This is a genomic window from Phytoactinopolyspora halotolerans (genome assembly GCF_010550675.1).
GTDB lineage: Bacteria > Actinomycetota > Actinomycetes > Jiangellales > Jiangellaceae > Phytoactinopolyspora > Phytoactinopolyspora halotolerans.
In genome coordinates, this window is sequence record NZ_JAAGOA010000008.1 from 21,327 (window position 1) to 39,578 (window position 18,252).

Annotated in this window: 19 protein-coding genes and 1 pseudogene; 14 read left to right on the plus strand and 6 right to left on the minus strand. The window is 67.6% G+C overall.

Going from position 1 to position 18,252, the window contains the following annotated elements; genetic code table 11:
• Nucleotides 1-5: 5 nt before the first annotated feature.
• From G1H10_RS12930 to G1H10_RS12940, 3 genes are read left to right on the plus strand one after another with little or no spacing between them, the layout of a single operon-like run.
• Nucleotides 6-1,331 (plus strand): FAD-binding oxidoreductase, encoded by a 1,326-nt coding sequence (locus tag G1H10_RS12930; protein ID WP_163738072.1) that lies wholly within the window; start codon nucleotides 6-8, stop codon nucleotides 1,329-1,331.
• A gap of 19 nt (nucleotides 1,332-1,350) precedes the next feature.
• Nucleotides 1,351-1,947 carry a dihydrofolate reductase family protein gene (locus tag G1H10_RS12935; protein WP_163738075.1) on the plus strand — a complete coding sequence of 199 codons (597 nt, stop codon included), beginning with the start codon at nucleotides 1,351-1,353 and terminating at the stop codon, nucleotides 1,945-1,947.
• Between the two features lie 49 nt (nucleotides 1,948-1,996).
• A complete protein-coding gene (locus G1H10_RS12940; protein WP_163738078.1) occupies nucleotides 1,997-2,380 on the plus strand; it encodes a PPOX class F420-dependent oxidoreductase in 384 nt (127 codons plus the stop codon).
• Nucleotides 2,381-2,429: 49 nt separating this feature from the next.
• Here G1H10_RS12940 and G1H10_RS12945 read toward each other — a convergent pair whose 3' ends face one another.
• Nucleotides 2,430-2,786: a VOC family protein gene (locus tag G1H10_RS12945; RefSeq protein ID WP_163738080.1), complete on the minus strand. Its 357-nt coding sequence runs from the start codon at nucleotides 2,784-2,786 to the stop codon at nucleotides 2,430-2,432.
• A 137-nt stretch (nucleotides 2,787-2,923) separates the two neighbouring features.
• On the opposite strand from G1H10_RS12945, the pseudogene G1H10_RS35250 reads away from it, so the two are divergent.
• Nucleotides 2,924-3,055, plus strand: a pseudogene (locus G1H10_RS35250) (YciI family protein); the annotation flags it as partial.
• 406 nt (nucleotides 3,056-3,461) lie between these two features.
• Here G1H10_RS35250 and G1H10_RS12955 read toward each other — a convergent pair.
• Nucleotides 3,462-4,190 carry a haloacid dehalogenase type II gene (locus G1H10_RS12955; protein WP_163738555.1) on the minus strand — a complete coding sequence of 243 codons (729 nt, stop codon included), beginning with the start codon at nucleotides 4,188-4,190 and terminating at the stop codon, nucleotides 3,462-3,464.
• 81 nt (nucleotides 4,191-4,271) lie between these two features.
• On the opposite strand from G1H10_RS12955, the gene G1H10_RS12960 reads away from it, so the two are divergent.
• Both G1H10_RS12960 and G1H10_RS12965 read left to right on the plus strand, forming a co-directional pair.
• Entirely contained in the window at nucleotides 4,272-4,817 is a 546-nt protein-coding gene (locus tag G1H10_RS12960; protein WP_216853220.1) for a CGNR zinc finger domain-containing protein, read from the plus strand.
• A gap of 40 nt (nucleotides 4,818-4,857) precedes the next feature.
• Entirely contained in the window at nucleotides 4,858-5,634 is a 777-nt protein-coding gene (locus G1H10_RS12965; protein ID WP_163738085.1) for a 2-phosphosulfolactate phosphatase, read from the plus strand.
• Between the two features lie 35 nt (nucleotides 5,635-5,669).
• Here the strand turns inward: G1H10_RS12965 and G1H10_RS12970 are convergent, their stop codons facing one another.
• Nucleotides 5,670-6,143: a YbaK/EbsC family protein gene (locus G1H10_RS12970; protein ID WP_163738088.1), complete on the minus strand. Its 474-nt coding sequence runs from the start codon at nucleotides 6,141-6,143 to the stop codon at nucleotides 5,670-5,672.
• 172 nt (nucleotides 6,144-6,315) lie between these two features.
• On the opposite strand from G1H10_RS12970, the gene G1H10_RS12975 reads away from it, so the two are divergent.
• On the plus strand, nucleotides 6,316-6,720 hold the full coding sequence (locus tag G1H10_RS12975) for a VOC family protein (RefSeq protein ID WP_163738091.1): 405 nt from the start codon (nucleotides 6,316-6,318) through the stop codon (nucleotides 6,718-6,720).
• 96 nt (nucleotides 6,721-6,816) lie between these two features.
• Here G1H10_RS12975 and G1H10_RS12980 read toward each other — a convergent pair whose 3' ends face one another.
• Nucleotides 6,817-8,217 carry an MFS transporter gene (locus tag G1H10_RS12980; RefSeq protein WP_163738094.1) on the minus strand — a complete coding sequence of 467 codons (1,401 nt, stop codon included), beginning with the start codon at nucleotides 8,215-8,217 and terminating at the stop codon, nucleotides 6,817-6,819.
• Between the two features lie 90 nt (nucleotides 8,218-8,307).
• Between G1H10_RS12980 and G1H10_RS12985 the strand changes: the two genes are divergently transcribed.
• The gene (locus tag G1H10_RS12985) at nucleotides 8,308-8,916 is read left to right on the plus strand and encodes a TetR/AcrR family transcriptional regulator (protein WP_163738097.1); all 609 of its coding nucleotides are present in this window, start codon (nucleotides 8,308-8,310) and stop codon (nucleotides 8,914-8,916) included.
• A 30-nt stretch (nucleotides 8,917-8,946) separates the two neighbouring features.
• Here G1H10_RS12985 and G1H10_RS12990 read toward each other — a convergent pair whose 3' ends face one another.
• The gene (locus G1H10_RS12990; protein ID WP_163738100.1) at nucleotides 8,947-9,945 is read right to left on the minus strand and encodes a zinc-dependent alcohol dehydrogenase family protein; all 999 of its coding nucleotides are present in this window, start codon (nucleotides 9,943-9,945) and stop codon (nucleotides 8,947-8,949) included.
• A gap of 87 nt (nucleotides 9,946-10,032) precedes the next feature.
• On the opposite strand from G1H10_RS12990, the gene G1H10_RS12995 reads away from it, so the two are divergent.
• Both G1H10_RS12995 and argS read left to right on the plus strand, forming a co-directional pair.
• Nucleotides 10,033-10,371 (plus strand): ArsR/SmtB family transcription factor, encoded by a 339-nt coding sequence (locus G1H10_RS12995; protein ID WP_163738103.1) that lies wholly within the window; start codon nucleotides 10,033-10,035, stop codon nucleotides 10,369-10,371.
• Between the two features lie 55 nt (nucleotides 10,372-10,426).
• Nucleotides 10,427-12,187 (plus strand): arginine--tRNA ligase, encoded by a 1,761-nt coding sequence (argS, locus tag G1H10_RS13000; protein ID WP_163738105.1) that lies wholly within the window; start codon nucleotides 10,427-10,429, stop codon nucleotides 12,185-12,187.
• 46 nt (nucleotides 12,188-12,233) lie between these two features.
• Here the strand turns inward: argS and G1H10_RS13005 are convergent, their stop codons facing one another.
• Nucleotides 12,234-12,809, minus strand: a complete 576-nt coding sequence (locus G1H10_RS13005; protein ID WP_163738108.1) for a TetR/AcrR family transcriptional regulator — start codon at nucleotides 12,807-12,809, stop codon at nucleotides 12,234-12,236.
• A gap of 159 nt (nucleotides 12,810-12,968) precedes the next feature.
• Here G1H10_RS13005 and G1H10_RS13010 point away from each other — a divergent pair, with 159 nt between their 5' ends.
• The 4 genes from G1H10_RS13010 (at nucleotide 12,969) to G1H10_RS13025 (ending at nucleotide 18,228) form a co-directional block, all read left to right on the plus strand.
• Nucleotides 12,969-14,627, plus strand: a complete 1,659-nt coding sequence (locus tag G1H10_RS13010; RefSeq protein WP_163738111.1) for an ABC transporter permease — start codon at nucleotides 12,969-12,971, stop codon at nucleotides 14,625-14,627.
• 97 nt (nucleotides 14,628-14,724) lie between these two features.
• Nucleotides 14,725-15,087: a GNAT family N-acetyltransferase gene (locus G1H10_RS13015; protein ID WP_163738114.1), complete on the plus strand. Its 363-nt coding sequence runs from the start codon at nucleotides 14,725-14,727 to the stop codon at nucleotides 15,085-15,087.
• A gap of 67 nt (nucleotides 15,088-15,154) precedes the next feature.
• Nucleotides 15,155-16,816: an NAD(P)/FAD-dependent oxidoreductase gene (locus G1H10_RS13020; protein ID WP_163738116.1), complete on the plus strand. Its 1,662-nt coding sequence runs from the start codon at nucleotides 15,155-15,157 to the stop codon at nucleotides 16,814-16,816.
• Nucleotides 16,813-18,228 carry an ATP-binding protein gene (locus G1H10_RS13025; protein ID WP_163738118.1) on the plus strand — a complete coding sequence of 472 codons (1,416 nt, stop codon included), beginning with the start codon at nucleotides 16,813-16,815 and terminating at the stop codon, nucleotides 18,226-18,228. Before G1H10_RS13020 ends, G1H10_RS13025 begins: the two co-directional genes overlap by 4 nt.
• Nucleotides 18,229-18,252 lie beyond the last annotated feature (24 nt).

An 18,252-nucleotide genomic window follows, 5' to 3' on the forward strand; every position in this document is an offset into this window, starting at 1 on the left:
GCCCTGTGCCAGACTTATCCGAGCTCAGTGGTTCACTCGACGGCCAGCTGTTCAGGCCGGACTCGGCGGGCTACGAGGCGGTCCGCCGCCCGGTCAACTCTGCCTATGGGGATGTGCGTCCCCGGCTCGTTGTTCTGTGCCGCTCGGTCTCCGACGTCGCCCGTACCGTGACCTACGCGACCGCCACCGGGGATCGCGTCGCCTCTCGTGGCGGCGGACACTGCTTCGCGGGCCGCTCATCGACAGACGGCATCGTGCTCGACCTGTCCGGTCTCGATGGTGTATCGGTGGCGGACGACGGGACCGCCACGATCGGAGCGGGGGCCCGCCTCAGGCAGGTGTACGCGGCGCTGCACGCTCACGGCCTGACCCTGCCGGCCGGATGCGGTCCCACTGTGGGCATCACGGGCCTCACCCTCGGTGGCGGAATCGGCCTGCTGGGACGAATCTACGGGCTGACCTGCGACCGCCTTGTGGGCGCACAGGTCGTGCTCGCCGACGGCAGCGTCGTCGACTGTGACGATGACCATGAACCGGATCTGTTCTGGGGTCTGCGTGGTGCGGGCGGCGGCCAGTTCGGGGTGGTCACCTCCCTACGCTTCGACACCGTCGGCGAGCCGATCACCACCCGCATCCAGGCGCACTGGCCGGACTTCGCGCTCCACGAACTGGTCTCGGGTTGGCAGGCCTGGGCACCGGATGTCCCGGCCGGGCTCACGCTCAACCTCACCCTCGTGTCGGACGCCGGCGCGCCCATCCGGGCCACCCTCTTCGGCGCGTCTACGCTCACCGAGGAATCCACCAGGGACCTGCTGCGCGGGTTCGTCGACCAGGTTGGCACGGCGCCGGCGATCGACGTGCGTCCCGGGCTGCCGTACCACCACCTGAAGGACACCTTCGCCGACCCGAGAGATGCGCCCGTCCGTGCTCCGCGGTTGAGGTCGGAGTTCTTCTCCCGTCCGATGGCCCACAACACACTGGGATCGCTTCTGACACTGCTCGACGAGGCACGGCCGACGCCGGGCCGACGGGAGATCACATTCACCGCGATGGGTGCGGCCTACAACAGCGTCGCCGAGGACGCCACCGCGTTCGCCCACCGCAGCGAACGCTTCCTGCTCGAGCACATCGCCGACGAGAGTGATCCCTGGGTCGACGCCTCATGGGCAACCGCCCACGCCGACGGGTCGGGACGCGTCTATCCCAATTTCCCCGACCCCGCACTCAACGATTGGGCCACGGCCTATCACGCGCGCAACTACCCCAGGCTGGCAGCAGTCAAGTACGCCTACGACCCGCACCGATTCTTCGGCTTCCCGCAAGCCATCTGATCAACCGCGAAGGAGTGACATGAGCAAGGTCATCAGCGCGCTATCCGTCTCGGTGGACGGCTATATCACCGGCCGCGACCCGGGTCCCGGGCGCGGACTCGGCGACGCCGGGTTCCTCTTCGACTGGTACTTCAACGGTGACACGCCGAGCCAGGTGTTCGACGGTTTCAAGCTCAGCGAGCCCAGTGCCCGTTTCTTCGATGCGCTCGCCGCCCGTGCGGGTGCGGTCATCTGCGGACGGAACACCTATGAGGACTCCGATCGCTTCGGCGACGACGGCAGCCCCCACCCGACGGCACCCCTATTCGTGCTCAGTCACCGGCCGGCACCGCGGATGTACGGGCGCCAGACACTGATCACCACTGGCATCGACGACGCCGTCGCGGCAGCCAAGGAGGCGGCAGGCGACAAGGATGTCGGCCTGATGGGCGGGGGTGTGGTGACCGAGGCGCTCAACGCCGGCCTCGTCGACGAGATCGTATTGCACCAGGTGCCGGTCTTGGTGGGCAGTGGGCGACCGTACTTCCAGACGCTCCCGGAGCACGTGCGGCTGCGACTGATCGAGCTCGTGCCGGCGCCTGGTGTGACCCACCTGCATTACGAGGTCCTCCGATGATCCTGGTCATCGGAGGACCGGACATGAACCGACTCAAAGGAGCACGCCCATGATTGACCCGGATGTCCGCCGCGTACTCGACGGCACCTCGATCGCCCACCTCGCGACCGTCCTCCCCGACGGCGCGCCCCACGCCGTGCCCGTCTGGATCGGCACTCACGGCGACCGCATCGCCTTCCTTACCGGACCGGATGCATGCAAGGCACGCAACCTGCGTCGCGACCCGCGAGTGGCAGTCTCGATCGCGCCAGTCGACAACCCGTTCGAGCCGATCGTCGTCCGTGGGCACGTCGTCGAGTGGATCGAGGGTGACGCTGCGTGGGAGATCATCGACAGAATCTCCACGAAGTACATCGGTGCGCCCTATCCCCGGGAACAGGAACGCATCGTAGCCCTGATCGTGCCCGAGCGGCAGATCGTCGGTATCGGCTGAGCAGCAGCGTAGAACCAGCAACCTGCGTGCCCGGCCGACACGGACAACGTCAGTCCACGCACAGGCAGAAGGGATGGCCTGCCGGGTCGAGGAACACCCGGAAGGTCTCGCCCGGCTGGTACTCGTGCTTGGTCGCGCCGAGCTCGAGCACTGCGGCCTCTGCGGCATCAAGATCGTCGACGATCACATCGATATGCATCTGCTGCGGCAACTCCTGGTCCGGCCACCTGGGCTGCGTGTAGCCCTCGACCTGCTGGAAAGAGATACATTGCCCGTGGTCCGCGCGGATGTCGGCCCAGTCGGAGGAGACGTCGACCTTCCAGTCGAGCATCGCGCCATAGAACCGCGCGAGTGCACCGGGATCAGAACAGTCGATGACGAAGCTGGGAAAGCGTGCGATAGCCATGTCGATGACGGTACGCCGCGTTCCGGACGACATTCGTCCGGAAAGAGTTCAGACGTCGATGTCGAGATCCTGCGCCCCGCTCCGTCCCCGCAGTGAACGCGTCGACAATGGACGCACCAGCACCGAGAAGTACCACCGTGGCCAAGTACCTACTGCTCAAGCACCACCGCGGCGCACCGGCGGCGGTCAACGACGTACCGATGGATCAATGGACGCCGGAGAAGGTCTCGGCCCACATGGCATACATGCATGATTTCGCGGCCCGGCTGTACGCCGAGGCAGCTCACCACGCACCCAACCTCGCCGAGCGCAACCACCTCATGCGCCAAGCCACTCGGCTCAACTCGCAACTGGGCCGTTGACCGGTCGCACTCGGAGAATCGCGTCACCGTCGATGCACAGTGCCGCGTGCGGCGAGCGGCCTTCAGCGCGTCGCAGTTTATCGGGGAGTTTATACGGCGTGAGCAGTGACATAGATATAAACTCTCGCTCCTGTCGAAGCTGCCTTGCAAGCGATCGCCGACGGTCCCCGACGGCCCAGCACGCGGGCTCAACATCCGTTGGCTACCTGGTCCTGCGCTCCGTGGCGGTCGTTGACATGGCAGAGCCGCTTGGTGTCGACCCAAGGCCGATTTGGCCGTCCACGATGGTCCCGATGACGTCCCTATAGCACGCTCACGGGGGATGGTCTCGCTCATCACGCAGCGGCTTTGCCCTGGGCCTCAGCGCGGTGACCAGTGCATCTAGCCCATCGAACCGCCAGTCGAACGTATCGGAGCGTGCCGGCGGATCACCGACCGGTCGCCGCACGTAGGCGGTCCGCATGCCGTTCGCCTGCGCGCCCCGGAGGTCCCAGGCGTGGGCGGCCACCATGAGGACGCGCTCCGGCGCACACCCAGCGGTGTCGATGGCAAGCTGATACACCTCCGGTGCCGGCTTGTAGGCCTGGACGTCTTCAGCGGACAGCGCTTGATGCCAGCGCAGGCCGGCATGGGCGTTGAGCCGGAACAGGGCGGTGCGGCTGGCATTGGAGAGTCCTAGCACGGGGAAATGCCGCCCGAGCCGATCGAGACCCGCAACCGAGTCATGCCATGCGGGCAAGCGTTGCCCCGCCGCGGCCAGCTTGGCGATGGCCGCGGGGTCGGCCAGCCCGGCATGGGCCGCCACCCGACGAGCGGCCTCTGCGTCGATGATCTCGGTGTTGGCGTATGGGCGGTCGCCTCGTGCGATGCGGTGCTGCTCGAGATCGCGATGTCTCTGCCACATGGCCAACAACTCATCGACCGACGCATCGTCGAGCGTGGGCACCGCGTCACGAATCCCGGCCCGGAGTCCGCTGGGTTCGTCGACCAGCGTGCCGAGCACGTCGAGGACGACCGCCTCGATGCCGCGGACCTCGGCCACACCGTCTCCCCTCGTCGTACCGTCACTAGTTAAACCGGTGACGATATTGTCATGGCCGCCGTCACCGGTCAAGATGGTGACGTGGATTTTTCGTTCGTCAGCGGCAACCCCGCACTCGACCTGGCAGCGACCGTGGGGTCTCGCCGAGATAAGCCTGTCGATACCTTGCTCACACCGGCCGACCTCGAGCGGTGGGTGGCCGATTGCCATGAACTTCCCGACCACGTGACCGTCGACGCCCCCGCCCTCGGAACCACCGTGTCACTGCGAGAAGCGATCTACCAGCTCGCTCTCGATCGTGTGCTCGACCGGCCCTTCGATCCGGCCAGCGTGGAGATCGTCAACAACGCGGCCGCCGGACCAGCGCTGACGATCAGACTCAGCGATACGGGAGTACACATGTCAGGCGACATGACCGCGGTACTCTCGCACATCGCCCGAGCCGGAATCGCCGTGCTCGCCGACTCCCGGGCCTGCCTCAAGGAGTGCGGCCGCACCGGCTGCACCCGTATCTATCTCGACCGCTCCCGTGGCGCCCGGCGCACGTGGTGCGGAATGGAGGAGTGCGGCAATCGAGTCAAAGCCGCCGCTTATCGCGCGCGCAAACGAGCCTCGGCCGACGGATAGAACGATCGACGAGTCGCGGGCTTCTGGCAGGCTGATCTTCATGCCGGGAGCACTCAGTCAGGACGATGCACGGATTCGGTTGGAGTGGGGTCCGAGAGGCGCATCGGAGACGTCGGCCGGTGCCGGCTTCGCCGTCGTCGTCGACGTCCTCAGCTTCACCACTACACTCAGCGTCGCCGTGGACCGAGGGATCGACGTCTTCCCCTACCGGTGGAAGGACAACGGCGCTATCGACTTCGCCCAGGCGCACTCGGCTACGCTCGCCGTCGGACGATTGGAAGCGCAACGCCAGCCGGGGTACTCAGCAGTCAGTCTGTCTCCGTTCTCGGTGAGGGAAGCCGACGGTCTCGGCCGTTTGGTGCTTCCCTCGCCGAACGGATCAACGATCTGCTCCGAGCTGGCAGACACTGGCGCCACGGTGCTCGGCGCCTGCCTGCGCAATCGTTCTGCCGTGGCGCGATGGCTGGCCGCACAGCTCGACTCGCCTTCCAGTACCGCCATCACGGTAGTCGCGGCGGGTGAACGGTGGCCCGGCGACGGGTCGCTTCGACCGGCGGTCGAGGACATGTGGGGTGCTGGCGCAGTCGTCGCCGCTCTTGAGGATCTCGGCGCCGGACCCTTAAGCCCGGAGGCAGCAACGGCCGCGGGCGCATTCCGCGCTGTCCAACCCTCACTCTCAGCGGTGCTGGCCCGATGCAGCAGCGGCCGCGAACTCAGTGAGGCCGGTTTCAGCGACGACGTCCGCATCGCGTCCGAATTGGACGCGAGCATCTGCGTGCCCGTCCTGCGCGGCAGCCGTTTCGTCAATGCCGCCTGAGCCGACCAGTCAGGCTGAATCCTCGGTGACGTGCGTCATTCGACGTCAACCGGTTCGCCGCCGGTGAGCCGCAGAAGCTCGTCGTACGTGGTGGAGAAGACCGTGTGCGGATGACCGGCCGCCGCCCAGACCACGTCGTATTTGTCGAGCCAGCGGTCGACGAAGGTGCGCAGCCGGGTGGGGTGACCCACCGGCGCGACGCCGCCGATGGCCTGCCCGGTATGGCTACGCACGAAGTCCGGCTGAGCGCGACGCAGGGCGGCGAGACCGTGCTCAGCGGCCACCTTATCGGTGTCGACCCGATGTGCGCCGGACGTCAGGATCAGGACCGGCTCGCCGCCTGAATCGAAGATCAAGCTGTTGGCGATCGCGCCGACCTCGCAGCCGAGAGCGGCTGCGGCATCGGCGGCCGTGCGGGCCGCGTCGGGAAGAACCCTGATCTCGCCAGCAGCCCCGCCGTCCACGAGCGCGGCCCGAACCCGGGCAACGGTGGGATTGTCGTCAACCATGTCACAACACTCTAGAGGCCCGTCTCGTGCCGGACCGCTCCACGCGCACGTGTGCCCGGACCACCAAGCGGTGTCGCGGTTCCGCGACATCCGCACATGTCATGGAACCGCGACTTCGGACGTCTACCAAGGCCGGATCCGGTGACGAAAGTCGACGGTATCGTCAGCGAACGTGTCGTTCCTTCATCTGGTCACCATCGTCGTGGACGAATATGACCCGGCCATCGAGTTCTTCGTCGACGTTCTCGGGTTCGATCTGGTCGAGGATTCGCCGTCCCTGACCAACGACGGGCGGCCGAAACGCTGGGTCGTCGTACGGCCGCCGGGCGGGCAGACCGGCATCCTCCTCGCACAGGCGGACGGCCCTGCTCAGGCCGCTGCCGTCGGGAACCAGGCCGCCGGGCGGGTAGCGTTCTTTCTCCGGGTCGATGACTTCGACCACGCATACGAACGGATGGTGGCGGCCGGTGTCGAGTTCGTGACCGAACCCCGGACCGAACCGTACGGACGTGTCGTCGTGTTCCTCGACGTCGCCGGCAACCGTTGGGACCTCCTCGGCCCCGCCGGTTCTGGGTAGCCAAGAGGACCGGCCTTCCTGGCCCTGCATTGTGCATGGGCAGCCTGTCGGCAGGCCACGCGCAACAAGGGGCCAGGAGGCCGGGCGGTGGGCGGTTCAGTGGACGCGTCCCGGGCGCCCGGGAGTCAGCAGGGCGGCGACGACGGCCGACAATCCGGCAGCGACGGCGGCCACCACGAAGCCGTCGGTGAATCCGCTCAGCGTGTCCCCCACCAGGCTGGCCGCCGCAACGCTCGACATGACGGCCGCCCCGATCGAGGCGCCGAACTCGTGGAACGTGCTGACGATCCCGGAAGCGACGCCGGCTTCGTGCGGAGCCACCTGGCCGAGTGCCGTGGCCGACGCCACCACGAACATGGCGCCGGTCCCCGCGGCCGCGACCGCCACGCTCACGACGACCACCACCGGGCGCATCGACACGGCCGGCGCGGACATACCGACGGCGGCGATGGCCAGGCCCGCCACACCGAGCGGGCGGGCGCCCCACCGGCCGATAACGCGGCCTGTGGCATTCGCCCCGATCATCGTCGCCAGCGCCACCGGCAGGAACAGCAGACCGGTGTGCAGGGCACCGTACCCGCGCGCATGCTGGAAGTAGAACGTGCCGAGGAAGAACACGGCGATCATCAGCGCTGTCGCCATCAGGATGAGGAACGTACCGGTTGCCACCGGGCGCCGAGCCAGCAGCATGACGTCCATCAGCGGGGACCGTGCCCTGCGCTGCCACACCACGAACAGTGCGTAGCCCACAGCCGCCAGCAGCAGAAGCAATCCCGTGGTGGCCGTCAGCCAGCCATGATCCCCGGCGCTGATCAGCGCGTAGATCACGGCACCGGACGATGCGGTGACCAGGGCCGCTCCGAGCACGTCCACGCGCGCACGCGGCACGGCGCCGCCCTGGCGCGGCAGCATGACAGCCAGCGCGACGACGATCGCCAGCCCGATCGGCACGTTGACGTAGAACACCCACGGCCAGCCCGGGCCGGCCGTCAACAACCCTCCGAGGAGCACACCTAGCGCGGCGCCACCGCCGCCGAGCGCCGACCACACGCCGAGGGCCCGGTTCCGTTCATCGCCGTCGAACAGCGTCACCACAAGCGACAACGCCGACGGCGACAGCAGCGCCGCCCCCACGCCCTGGGCGACGCGGCCGCTCAACAAGATCGCTCCGGTATCGGCGAGGCCAGTGACCAGTGACGCCGCTGTGAGCACCAAGAGGCCGGCCAGCACGACGCGCTTGGCACCGAGCAGGTCTGCTATCCGTCCTCCCAGGAGCATCAGTCCGCCGAACGTCAGCGTGTAAGCGCTGACCGTCCACGTCAGCGCCTCGCGTCCCATTCCCAGGTCGGTCTCGATGTGCGGCAGAGCGATAGCGACGACGGTGACATCCAGGATGAGCATCAGCTGCGCCACCCCCAGAAACCCTAGGATGCGCCATCGCCACGGATGCGGCGTCCTCTCCTGAACTGCTGATTCGCGGATCTCGCTCGATGTCATGGTCAGCCTCCCCAGCTAACTCGTATGTATGAATACGAGTTAGAACCCAGGGCCTAACTCGTACATTCCCATACGAGTAAACTTTTCTTCATGTCCGCCGACACCGCCCGTCCCCGCCGCCGCGCCGATGCCGAGCGCAGCATCGCGCGCATCGTGACCGCAGCCCGCGCGACTCTCAGCACGGACCCACACGCGACCGTCGACGACATCGTGAAGGCCGCCGGCGTGGGGCGGATGACGTTGTACGGGCATTTCCGCACCCGCCAGGAGCTGGTGGAGGCCGCACTCGCGGATGCGTTGCGAGCCGGCGAGGAGACGCTCGCGCACGTCGATCTCACCGGCGACGCACGCGACGCTCTGACCCGGCTACTGGAGTCGAGCTGGTCGCTGGTCGCGGAATCGGCGGCGCTGGTCGAGGCCGCGCAGGGCGTACTTCCCGCGGGGCGTATGCGCGAGCTGCACGCGGCGCCGGCCGAACGTCTCAACGAGCTCATCGAGCGGGGCCGACGTCAGGGCGTATTCCGGACCGACCTGCCGGTGTTCTGGCTGATCAATACCGTCCACTATGTCCTCCACGGTGCCGCGGAGGAGATCCGTGCCGGACGTCTCGACAGCGCCGACGCCGGGCGGGTCATCGTCGCGACAGTGCAGGCCATCGTCGCCGTCCCGGTCGGCACCGGCGGCACAGCCTCGGCGTGATCACCCGATCTGGCCCGCCGGCCGCGGATATCAGTGGGATACGGTGACGACGATCTTGCCGATCTGCACGTTCGACTCCATGTAGCGGTGCGCTTCGACCATGTGCTCCAGCTCGAATGTGCGGTCCACCACCGGCCGGAGCGCGCCGGAGCGTAATCCGGACAACACGAAGGCCTCGGCCCGGCGCAACCGCTCGGGATCGCGGGCGGTCTCCAGCATGGTGTAGGTGCGCATGTTCAGCGGCGGCATGCCGAGGTCGATCGCCGGGTACGGGGTCGGCTCACCACTCAGCGCGCCGTAGATCAGGAGCAGGCCGCCGTCGGCGACCACCGACGCCAGATCCCGCACGCCCGACCCGGCGACGGCGTCGAAGACGAACTCCGCGCCCCGGCCGCCGGTCACGGCACGCACCCGTTCCGCCACATCCTCCGACTCGGTCACGATCACCGCCGCCGCGCCTTCCTTGCGCAGGGTTTCCCTCTTGTCGGCCGTGCGGGTGACGGCGATCGGCGTGGCGCCGACGCGATTCGCCACCTGGATCGCGGCTAGGCCCACGCTGCTGGATGCGGCGTTCAACACCACCGTGTCGCCCGGCTTCATCCCTCCGACCTCGACCAGCGCGCCGTAGGCCGTCACGTACGGCATCCATACCGCCGCGCCCTCGACCGGACCCAGCTCATCCGGGCGACGGATCAGCGCCGCCGCGGGTACCACCGTCCGCTCGGCGTAGACCCCGTAGTCGTTCTGGGAGAACGCGGGCACGGTGCTGACCGGCTGGCCCACCCGGACTCCGGTGACCCCGTCGCCGACCGCCTCGACGACACCTGAGGCCTCGTTGCCCAGTGTCGCGGGGAACCGTCGTACCGGCTCAATGTAACGGCCGGTACGGAAGAGCACCTCGGCCCGGTTCAGGCCGATCGCGTCCACCCGGATCAGCACCTCGCCAGGGCCGGGCTCGGCGACGTGGTGCTCCTCCAGCCGCATCACCTCGGGGTCACCGAGCTCATGGAAGAACACCGTCCTGGACATGGCACCACCCTTTCGCTGCGGCCGAGGCTCATTGAAGACGAAAGTACGATGAGTGTCAAACTTTGATAGCCGTCGTACTATTGAGCCATGGACACGGATCGAGTCCCGGAGCATCCCGACGTCAGGAGCGTCACGGTCCAGCAGGTGCTCGAGGCTTTGGTCGACCCGGTACGACGGAGCATCATCACCCAGCTCTCGGGCTCCCCGGCCGATATCGCGTGCGGTGCGTTCGATCTTTCGGTGAGCAAGTCCACCGCCACTCACCATTTCCGGGTCCTGCGCGAGGCCGGGCTCATCCGGCAGTACTACGTCGGCACGTCCCGGATGAATTCGCTGCGCCGCGACGAGTTCGACGACCGCTTCCCGGGCCTGCTCGACGCCGTCGTCAGTGCCGACCACGCGACGCCCGCCCAGCACCGTCCCTGAGCTTCACCTGGAGAAATGATGTGACACCCGGGACACAAACCACCAGGATCGGCTTGTGACCAACCACGAGGTGCCGCCGCTGCTCGGTCAGATCGCCCACGCCGTCTCCGGGGCGATCGACCGTGCCCGCCCCGAGCTCGCGGGAGCGGCTCCCGTCGTACGCCGGTCCGAGCATGCCGACTTCCAGTCCAACGCAGCCCTCGCCCTGGCCAAGCGCGCACGCACCGCGCCACGAGGGCTGGCCGCGGAGCTGATCGCGCACCTCGGTGACTCCGCCATCGGCGCGGCGGAACTGTCCGGGCCGGGTTTTCTCAACCTCACCGTTCCCGACGAGGCGATCTGGCGGCAGGTGTCCTCCCGGCTGAACGACGCGCGTCTGGGTGTCGGCGTCCCGAACGCGGGGCAGCGGACGGTCATCGACTACTCCGGGCCGAACATCGCCAAGGAGATGCACGTCGGGCACTTGCGTACGACGATCATCGGCGACAGCCTCGCTCGCGTGCTCGAGTTCCTCGGGGCGGAGGTGGTCCGGCAGAACCACCTCGGCGATTGGGGCACCCAGTTCGGGATGCTCATCCAATACCTCGGCGAGCACCCCGAACTCACCTGGCACCACGGCGAGGTGACCGGCCGTTCGACGTCGGCCGTCTCCGTCTTGGACGCGGTGTACAAGGCCGCCCGCCGGCAGTTCGACGCCGACCCGGATTTCGCCGATCGTTCTCGGGCGCGCGTCGTCGCCTTGCAGTCCGGCGACGCCGCGACGCTCGCCATGTGGCGGGAGATCGTCGCCGAGTCGGAGAAGGCCTTCCGCGATATCTATGACCGTTTGGATGTGCTCATCACCCCGGAGGACTCCGTCGGCGAGTCGTTCTACAACCACCTGCTCGACGGCACCGTCACCGAACTCGTCGACGCCGGGATCGCCGTCGAGAGCGAGGGCGCGCTGGTGATCTTCTCCGAGGAGGTCACCGGGCCGGACGGCGAGCCGGTTCCGCTCATGGTGCGCAAGCGCGACGGCGGCTACGGCTACGACACCACCGACCTCGCCGCCGTCCGGTACCGGACCGGAGAGCTCAACGCTGAGCGCCTGCTCTATGTCACCGACTCCCGTCAGGCGCTGCACTTCCGGTTGATCTTCGAGGCCGCCCGCCGCGCCGGATGGCTCACCGACGACGTTCCAGCTGAGCACGTCGCCTTCGGCACCGTACGCGGCCCCGACGGCCGACCGTTCAAGACCCGTGAGGGCGGCACCGTACGGCTGATGGCTCTTCTCGACGACGCGGTGACCCGGGCCCGCGCGGTGGTGGCCGAGAAGGACCCTGATCTGGACCCGGCAGAGCTCACACGGATCGCCGAGGTGGCCGGCGTCGGCGCGGTCAAGTACGCCGACCTGTCGACGTCGCGGGTCAAGGACTACCTCCTCGACGTCGACCGGATGGTGTCCTTCACCGGCAACACCGGTGTCTACCTGCAGTATGCGCACACCCGCATCCGGTCGATCCTGCGCAAGGCCGGCAACGCCGAGGTCTCCGTGGACCCGAGAGTCCGGCTCGAACCGGCCGAACGGGCGCTCACGCTCGGACTCGACGACTACGGCACGACGCTGGCCGAGGTCAGCGACACGCTGGAGCCGCATCACCTGTGTGCTTATCTCTATGCCCTGGCTCGCGACTTCACCACCTTCTACGAGACGTGCCCAGTGCTGACCGCCGACGAGCCGGTCCGTCGCAATAGGCTCGCGCTATGCCGGCTCACCGCCCGCACCCTGGAGCACGGACTCGGGCTGCTGGGCATCACCGCCCCGGAACGGATGTGAGAATCACGATGAGAGGCCGCCGCACCCATGGCTGAACCACTTGACCCTAGCGGGGAAGGTCAGCGCTCAAAGTCTGAAGGGCCACGTTGACGGCGGTTGCGCGAAGCTCGTCATGGGGGATGTCGGTGAACAGCGTGGCGCACCTGCTCAGACCATTGGCGACGATGACGGCACGGATTCGCTGTTCGTTCGTTGCGTCAGCGCCGAACAGCAGCAGCTGGAAGGTGCTGGCCAGCCGTGGAATCCAATTCTCGGCATCCACCTCGGCCAAACCCGACGGGTCCAGGCTGAGGGCGAGGAAAGCCATGCGGTGGGCGTAGTTGAGGTCGAAGAAGCGTTCCAGGATCTCCCGCTGTGACGAAGGCGCCTCCGCCGACATCTCACTCAGAAAGCGCTCGACGTCATCGATCCCGGGCTGCAGGACGCTGCGGATCAGATCGTGCTTGGTCGGGAAGTGATAGTAGAGCGCCGCCTTGGTCAAGCCGAGACGATCGGCGATGTCTTGCATCGTGGTGTTGGCGAAGCCCTGGCTCACGAACAGCTCGAGCGCGATGCCGTGGATCCGCTGCCTGGTATCCCGGACCCGTCCGTCACGTCGGCGTTGCGGCTGCTCAAGCTCCATGCGCTCCTCCCTGTCCCGCATGCGTGACGCACCGCTGATGCGCCCGCAAGGACTCATCCTATACAGCCGGTAACTTACCAACCCGTCGGTAGACAACTGACTCAATGGTAAGTTACTTTGGCACAGCCGCCTGGCGAACGTGATCGGGGTGATGTCGCCATGAGACACGCGAACTCCGGCGCCGCCCGGCCAGCTGCCGGCGACATGCCGCTGAGCCGGGAAGGCACTCTGGCGGGAACCTGGACGCTGATCCGCTTCATCCTCCGTCGCGACCGGGTGAGGATTCCGGTGTGGACGGTAGCCGTCGGGGGCTCCATCGTGGGGACGGCACTGAGCTACGCAGACACCTTCCCGACCCAGACCGACCTGGATAGCCGTGCCGAACTCGCCGGCACGCCGGTCTTCGTCGCTTTCAACGGCCCTGGCTTCGGGCTCGACAACTACACGCTCGGCGCAATGGTCGCCCACGAGACGCTTTACCTGGCGATCATCCTCGTCGCGCTCATGAGCGTCTTCCTGACGGTCCGGCACACGCGCGCGGAGGAAGAGAGTGGCCGGGCGGAGCTCGTGAGGTCAGCCGTCACAGGCCGCCATGCCATGCTGGCGTCCAGCCTGGTCGTGGTCTCTGCCCTGAACGTCGTCGTCGGGCTGCTCACCGCCGCAGGACTGTCCGGCATCGATCGGCTAGACGGTCGCGGCTCGTTGACATTCGGTATCTCCATGATCGCGGCCGGACTGGTCTTCACCGCGGTGGCCGCCGTCGTACTCCAGGTGACCGAGTACAGCAGAGGAGCCGTCGGCATCGGCGTCGCGGTACTCGGAGCCAGCTATGCGGTCCGCGCTGTCGGCGATGTCAGCGAGACCGGCCTGTCCTGGTTATCCCCCTTCGCCTGGTCGCTGCACACCCGCGCGTACGTGGACGAGCGGTGGTGGCCGCTGCTGCTGTCCCTCACGCTCGCCGTCGTCCTGACCGCTGCGGCCATCATGCTCAACGCGCGCCGTGACGTGGTTGCGGGACTCATGCCCGCACGTCCTGGGCGCCCACACGCATCCCCTCGGCTGACCCGACTGGGTGGACTGCCCTTCCGGCAACAGCGAGCCGGCATGCTCGCCTGGACGGCCGGCCTCGCCCTCCTCGGCGCCGCCTTCGGCCCACTGCTCAGCGACATCGAGGAGTTCGTCGCTGAGAACGAACGGGTTCAGGAGATCGTCGCCGCAGCCCAGGGTGCGACGATCATCGAGTCGTTCCTGGGCACCATCACCGGCATGCTCGCCTTGCTCGCCACCGGTTTCGCGGTCTCCTCGGCCCTCCGGATGCGGAACGAGGAGGCCGTCGGCCGACTGGAGCCGCTCCTCGCCACCGGGCTCCCCCGCCACCGATGGATGGCCGGATACCTCATCGTCATGCTGGGTGGCAGCATGATCGTCATGCTCGCCGGCTCGCTCACACTGGGCGTCACGGCGTCCATCGACCAGCGCGACCCGGCGCTGGTGTTCAATCTGCTGGCAGCGGGTGTGGTACACATGCCGGCGATCTGGGTGGTGGCCATGCTCGCGGTGGCACTCTTCGGCGTGCTGCCGAGGTTGGCCCCAGCCGCATGGCTGGTGCTCGGATACGGCGTCATTGTCAGCCTGCTGGGACCCGCGATCGGATTGGAGGAGTCGCAGCTGCGCAATCTCTCCCCCTTCGACCACGTCCCAGAGCTGCCTGGGGCGGAGTTCAGCATCATGCCGGTCGTCATCCTCAGCGCCATAGCCGTCGGGCTGGCCCTTGCCGGCCTCGCCGGATTCCGCCGCCGCGATCTCCACGCCGCCTGATCCGGTTCCAACGACGGCCCGACACCAGCAGGCCACCGCGCGATCCCGCCCGGCGATCACTACAATTTCAGACCTGGGTCAGGGAGAGGACGCGCCGATGGACCATGTGGAGATCATCGACAACCTCGATCGCCGTCGTTTCGAGATCTACGACGGCGCAGACCTGGCGGGGTTCCTCGAATACCGCGTGGAGTCGGCCGCCATCTCATTGATCCACACCCAGATCGACCCGCATTTCCAGGGCAAACACCTCGCCGGAAGGCTTGTCCGGCATGTCCTGGACGAAGCCCAGGGACGCGGCCTCGCAGTCCTGCCATGGTGTCCTTTCGTCCGAGACTGGATCATCGGCCATCCGGCCTACGTCGCTCTCGTGCCGGAATCCCGGCGGGAGGAATTCGGCCTGACCGAGGTCGCCGCCTCGTCCGACTCCGACACGGACGGTGCGTCGCCGGAGTACTGAGTTCTACTCACCCTGGCTGTGGTGCGACTATTAACTCGAACGTGCACATTCCCCACCAGGAGGCCGGGTGAGCCGCAGGCCGGTACTGCTGACTGTCGAGGACGATCCCACGGTCGGCCGGGTGATCGCGCGCGATCTGCGCCGCCGTTACGGCCAGGCCTATCGCGTGGTTCGCGCACAGAACGGCCCAGAGGCGCTGGAAGCGCTCCGGGAACTCACGGTGCGAAGCGAGGCTACCGCGCTGATCCTGGCGGACTATCGCATGCCGGGCATGAACGGCATCGACTTTCTCGAACGAGCCATGGACCTCGCTCCGCGCGCACGCCGCGTGCTACTCACCGCGTATGCGGACACAGACGCGGCGATCCGGGCCGTCAACGATGTGGACCTGGACCATTACCTGCTCAAGCCATGGGATCCACCCGAAGAACAGCTGTACCCCGTGCTCGACGAGCTGCTCGAGACGTGGGCGGCAGGCAGCCGCCCCGGGTTCGACGGCATCAACATCATCGGGCATCAGTGGTGCGCGACCACCCAGGCGTTGAAGGAATTCCTGGCGAGTAATCAGATTCCCTATCGGCACCTCCAGGGTGAGGACGCCAGAGCCCTTGCCCAGGCCGCCGGGATCGGAGACGATGCCGCGCTGCCGGTGCTGGTGATGGATGACGGCGTGGTGCTCAGCCGCCCCAGCCTGCGCGACGTCGCGGAACGCTGCGGCCTGGCCACCACCGCGGGCAGCCCGTTCTACGACGTCGTGGTGGTAGGCGGTGGGCCGGCTGGCCTTGGCGCGGCGGTCTATGCGGCGAGCGAGGGGCTGCGCACACTGCTGGTGGAGCGGGCCGGCGTCGGCGGCCAAGCAGGCAGGAGCAGCCGGATCGAGAACTACCTCGGATTTCCGCACGGCGTATCCGGCGCAGATCTCGCCCAACGGGCACGTGAACAGGTGCTCCGCTTCGGTGTAGAGGTCATCACCACCGCCGAGGCGGTCGGGCTCGAGGCACGCGGCGACGGGCGCGTCGTGCGGTTCAGCGACGGCACCGAAGTCACCGCGCATGCCGTCGTCCTCTCCACCGGTGTGTGGTGGGCCCGGCTTCCCGCCGACGGCGCCGAACAGCTCGCCGGCCTGGGCGTGTACTACGGCGCCGCCGCACACGAGGCGGCCGGCTGTAAGGATCAGGACGTCTACATCGTGGGCGCGGCGAACTCGGCCGGTCAGGCGGCGCTGCACTTCGCTGAATACGCCAAGCGCGTCGTCATGCTCGTCCGCGGGCCGGACCTTCGTCGCCGGATGTCGGAGTATCTGGTCACCCGGATCGAAGCCCATCCCAGCATCGACGTGCGCACTTGCACCGAGGTCACCACGTGCGCCGGCGACGGCCACCTGGAGCGCATCACCGTCACCGACACCCGAGACGGCCGGACCGAGGAACTCCCCGCCGACCGGCTGTTCGTCTTCATCGGCGCACAACCACCCACCGACTGGCTGAGCGACGCCTTCCTCCGGGACGATCGCGGTTTCCTGCTGACCGGCCCGGCGCTGTTGGACGACGACGGGCGTCCGCCACGCACGTGGCCGCTGTCACGTTCCCCTTACCACCTGGAGTCCAGCGTTCCCGGCGTGTTCGTCGCGGGCGACGTCCGTGCGGAATCGGTGAAACGGGTCGCCTCCGCGGTCGGCGAGGGCGCCATGGCCATCACCCTCATCCACCGTTACCTGGAGGCCACGTGAGCGCAGAAGCACGCATCGACCTGGCCGAACTACGCACGCTGTTCCTCTTCGAGGGACTCACCGAAGAACAGTTGCGGTTCGTCGCCGATCGGTCCAGCGTCCGCGCCTATCCGGAGAACGGCGTGGTCTTCCGCGAAGGGGAGCCGTCCGACGCGCTGTGGGTGTTACTGGACGGAACGCTGCGGCTCATCCGCCACTCCGAGGACGACGACGTCCTGGTCAACGAGACCGACCACCGGGGCGCCTACGCGGGCGCGGTCCGCGCGTTCGCCAGCTCGGCCGCGCAGACATACCAGAGCTCGCTCATCGCCGTCCGGCCGAGCCGATTCCTGCGCTTCCCAGCCGACGACTTCGCTGCCTTCATTCAGCGCTGGTTTCCGATGGCCAAGCACCTCTTCGACGGCCTGTACGTCGGAATCCAGGCCGCGGAGGGCACGGTACGGCAGCGGGAACACCTCGCGCAGCTCGGCCGGCTCTCGGCGAGTCTGGCACACGAGCTCAACAATCCCGCCGCGGCCACGGTGCGGGCCAGCGGGCAGCTGCGGGCACGCGTCGCGCACATGCGACACAAGCTCGGCATGATCGCCGAGGGTCTGGTCGAACCGACCACATTGGCACGGCTGATCGCCATCCAGGAGGCCGCGGTGGAGCGTGCGTCCAAGAAGCGGGATCCGTTGACCCCGATCCAGGTGACGGATCTCGAGGATGAGCTCACGGACCATCTGGAGAGCCTCGGCGTCACCGGCGCCATCGACCTCGCGCCCGTATTCGTGGCCGCCGGCCTCGATCCCACCTGGGTCGACGACGTGGCCGCCGACGTCGGCCCCGATCTGGAGAGTGCGCTGCGCTGGCTCGGATACACGCTGGAGACGGAGGCGCTGATGGACGAGATCGAAGAGGCGTCGGCACGCATCTCGACGCTGGTCGAGTCGGTCAAGCAGTACTCCCATATGGACCAGGCCGCGCACCAGGAGATCGACATCCACCCGGGCATCGACAGCACGCTGACCATGCTCGGGCACAAGCTGGCCGGCATCGAGATCCGCCGGGACTACGACGACGCGCTGCCACGCGTCCCTGCCTACGCCGCGGAGCTGAACCAGGTCTGGACCAACCTCATCGACAATGCCGTCGACGCCATGGACGGTACGGGGGTGCTGACGGTGCGCACCTACCGCGACGCCGATGCGGTCGCGGTCGACGTGCAGGACACGGGGACCGGCATTCCGGCGGAGGTACGGAGCAGGGTCTTCGACGCCTTCGTCACGACCAAGGCCGCCGGCAAGGGCAGCGGGCTGGGTCTGGACAACGCCAAGCGGATCATCGAGCGGCGGCACCGAGGATCGCTCACCTTCGTCACCGGATCCGACGGCACCACCTTCACCGCCAGGCTGCCGCTCACCGCACGATAGTCCGGCGCTCGGCCACTTCGCCGC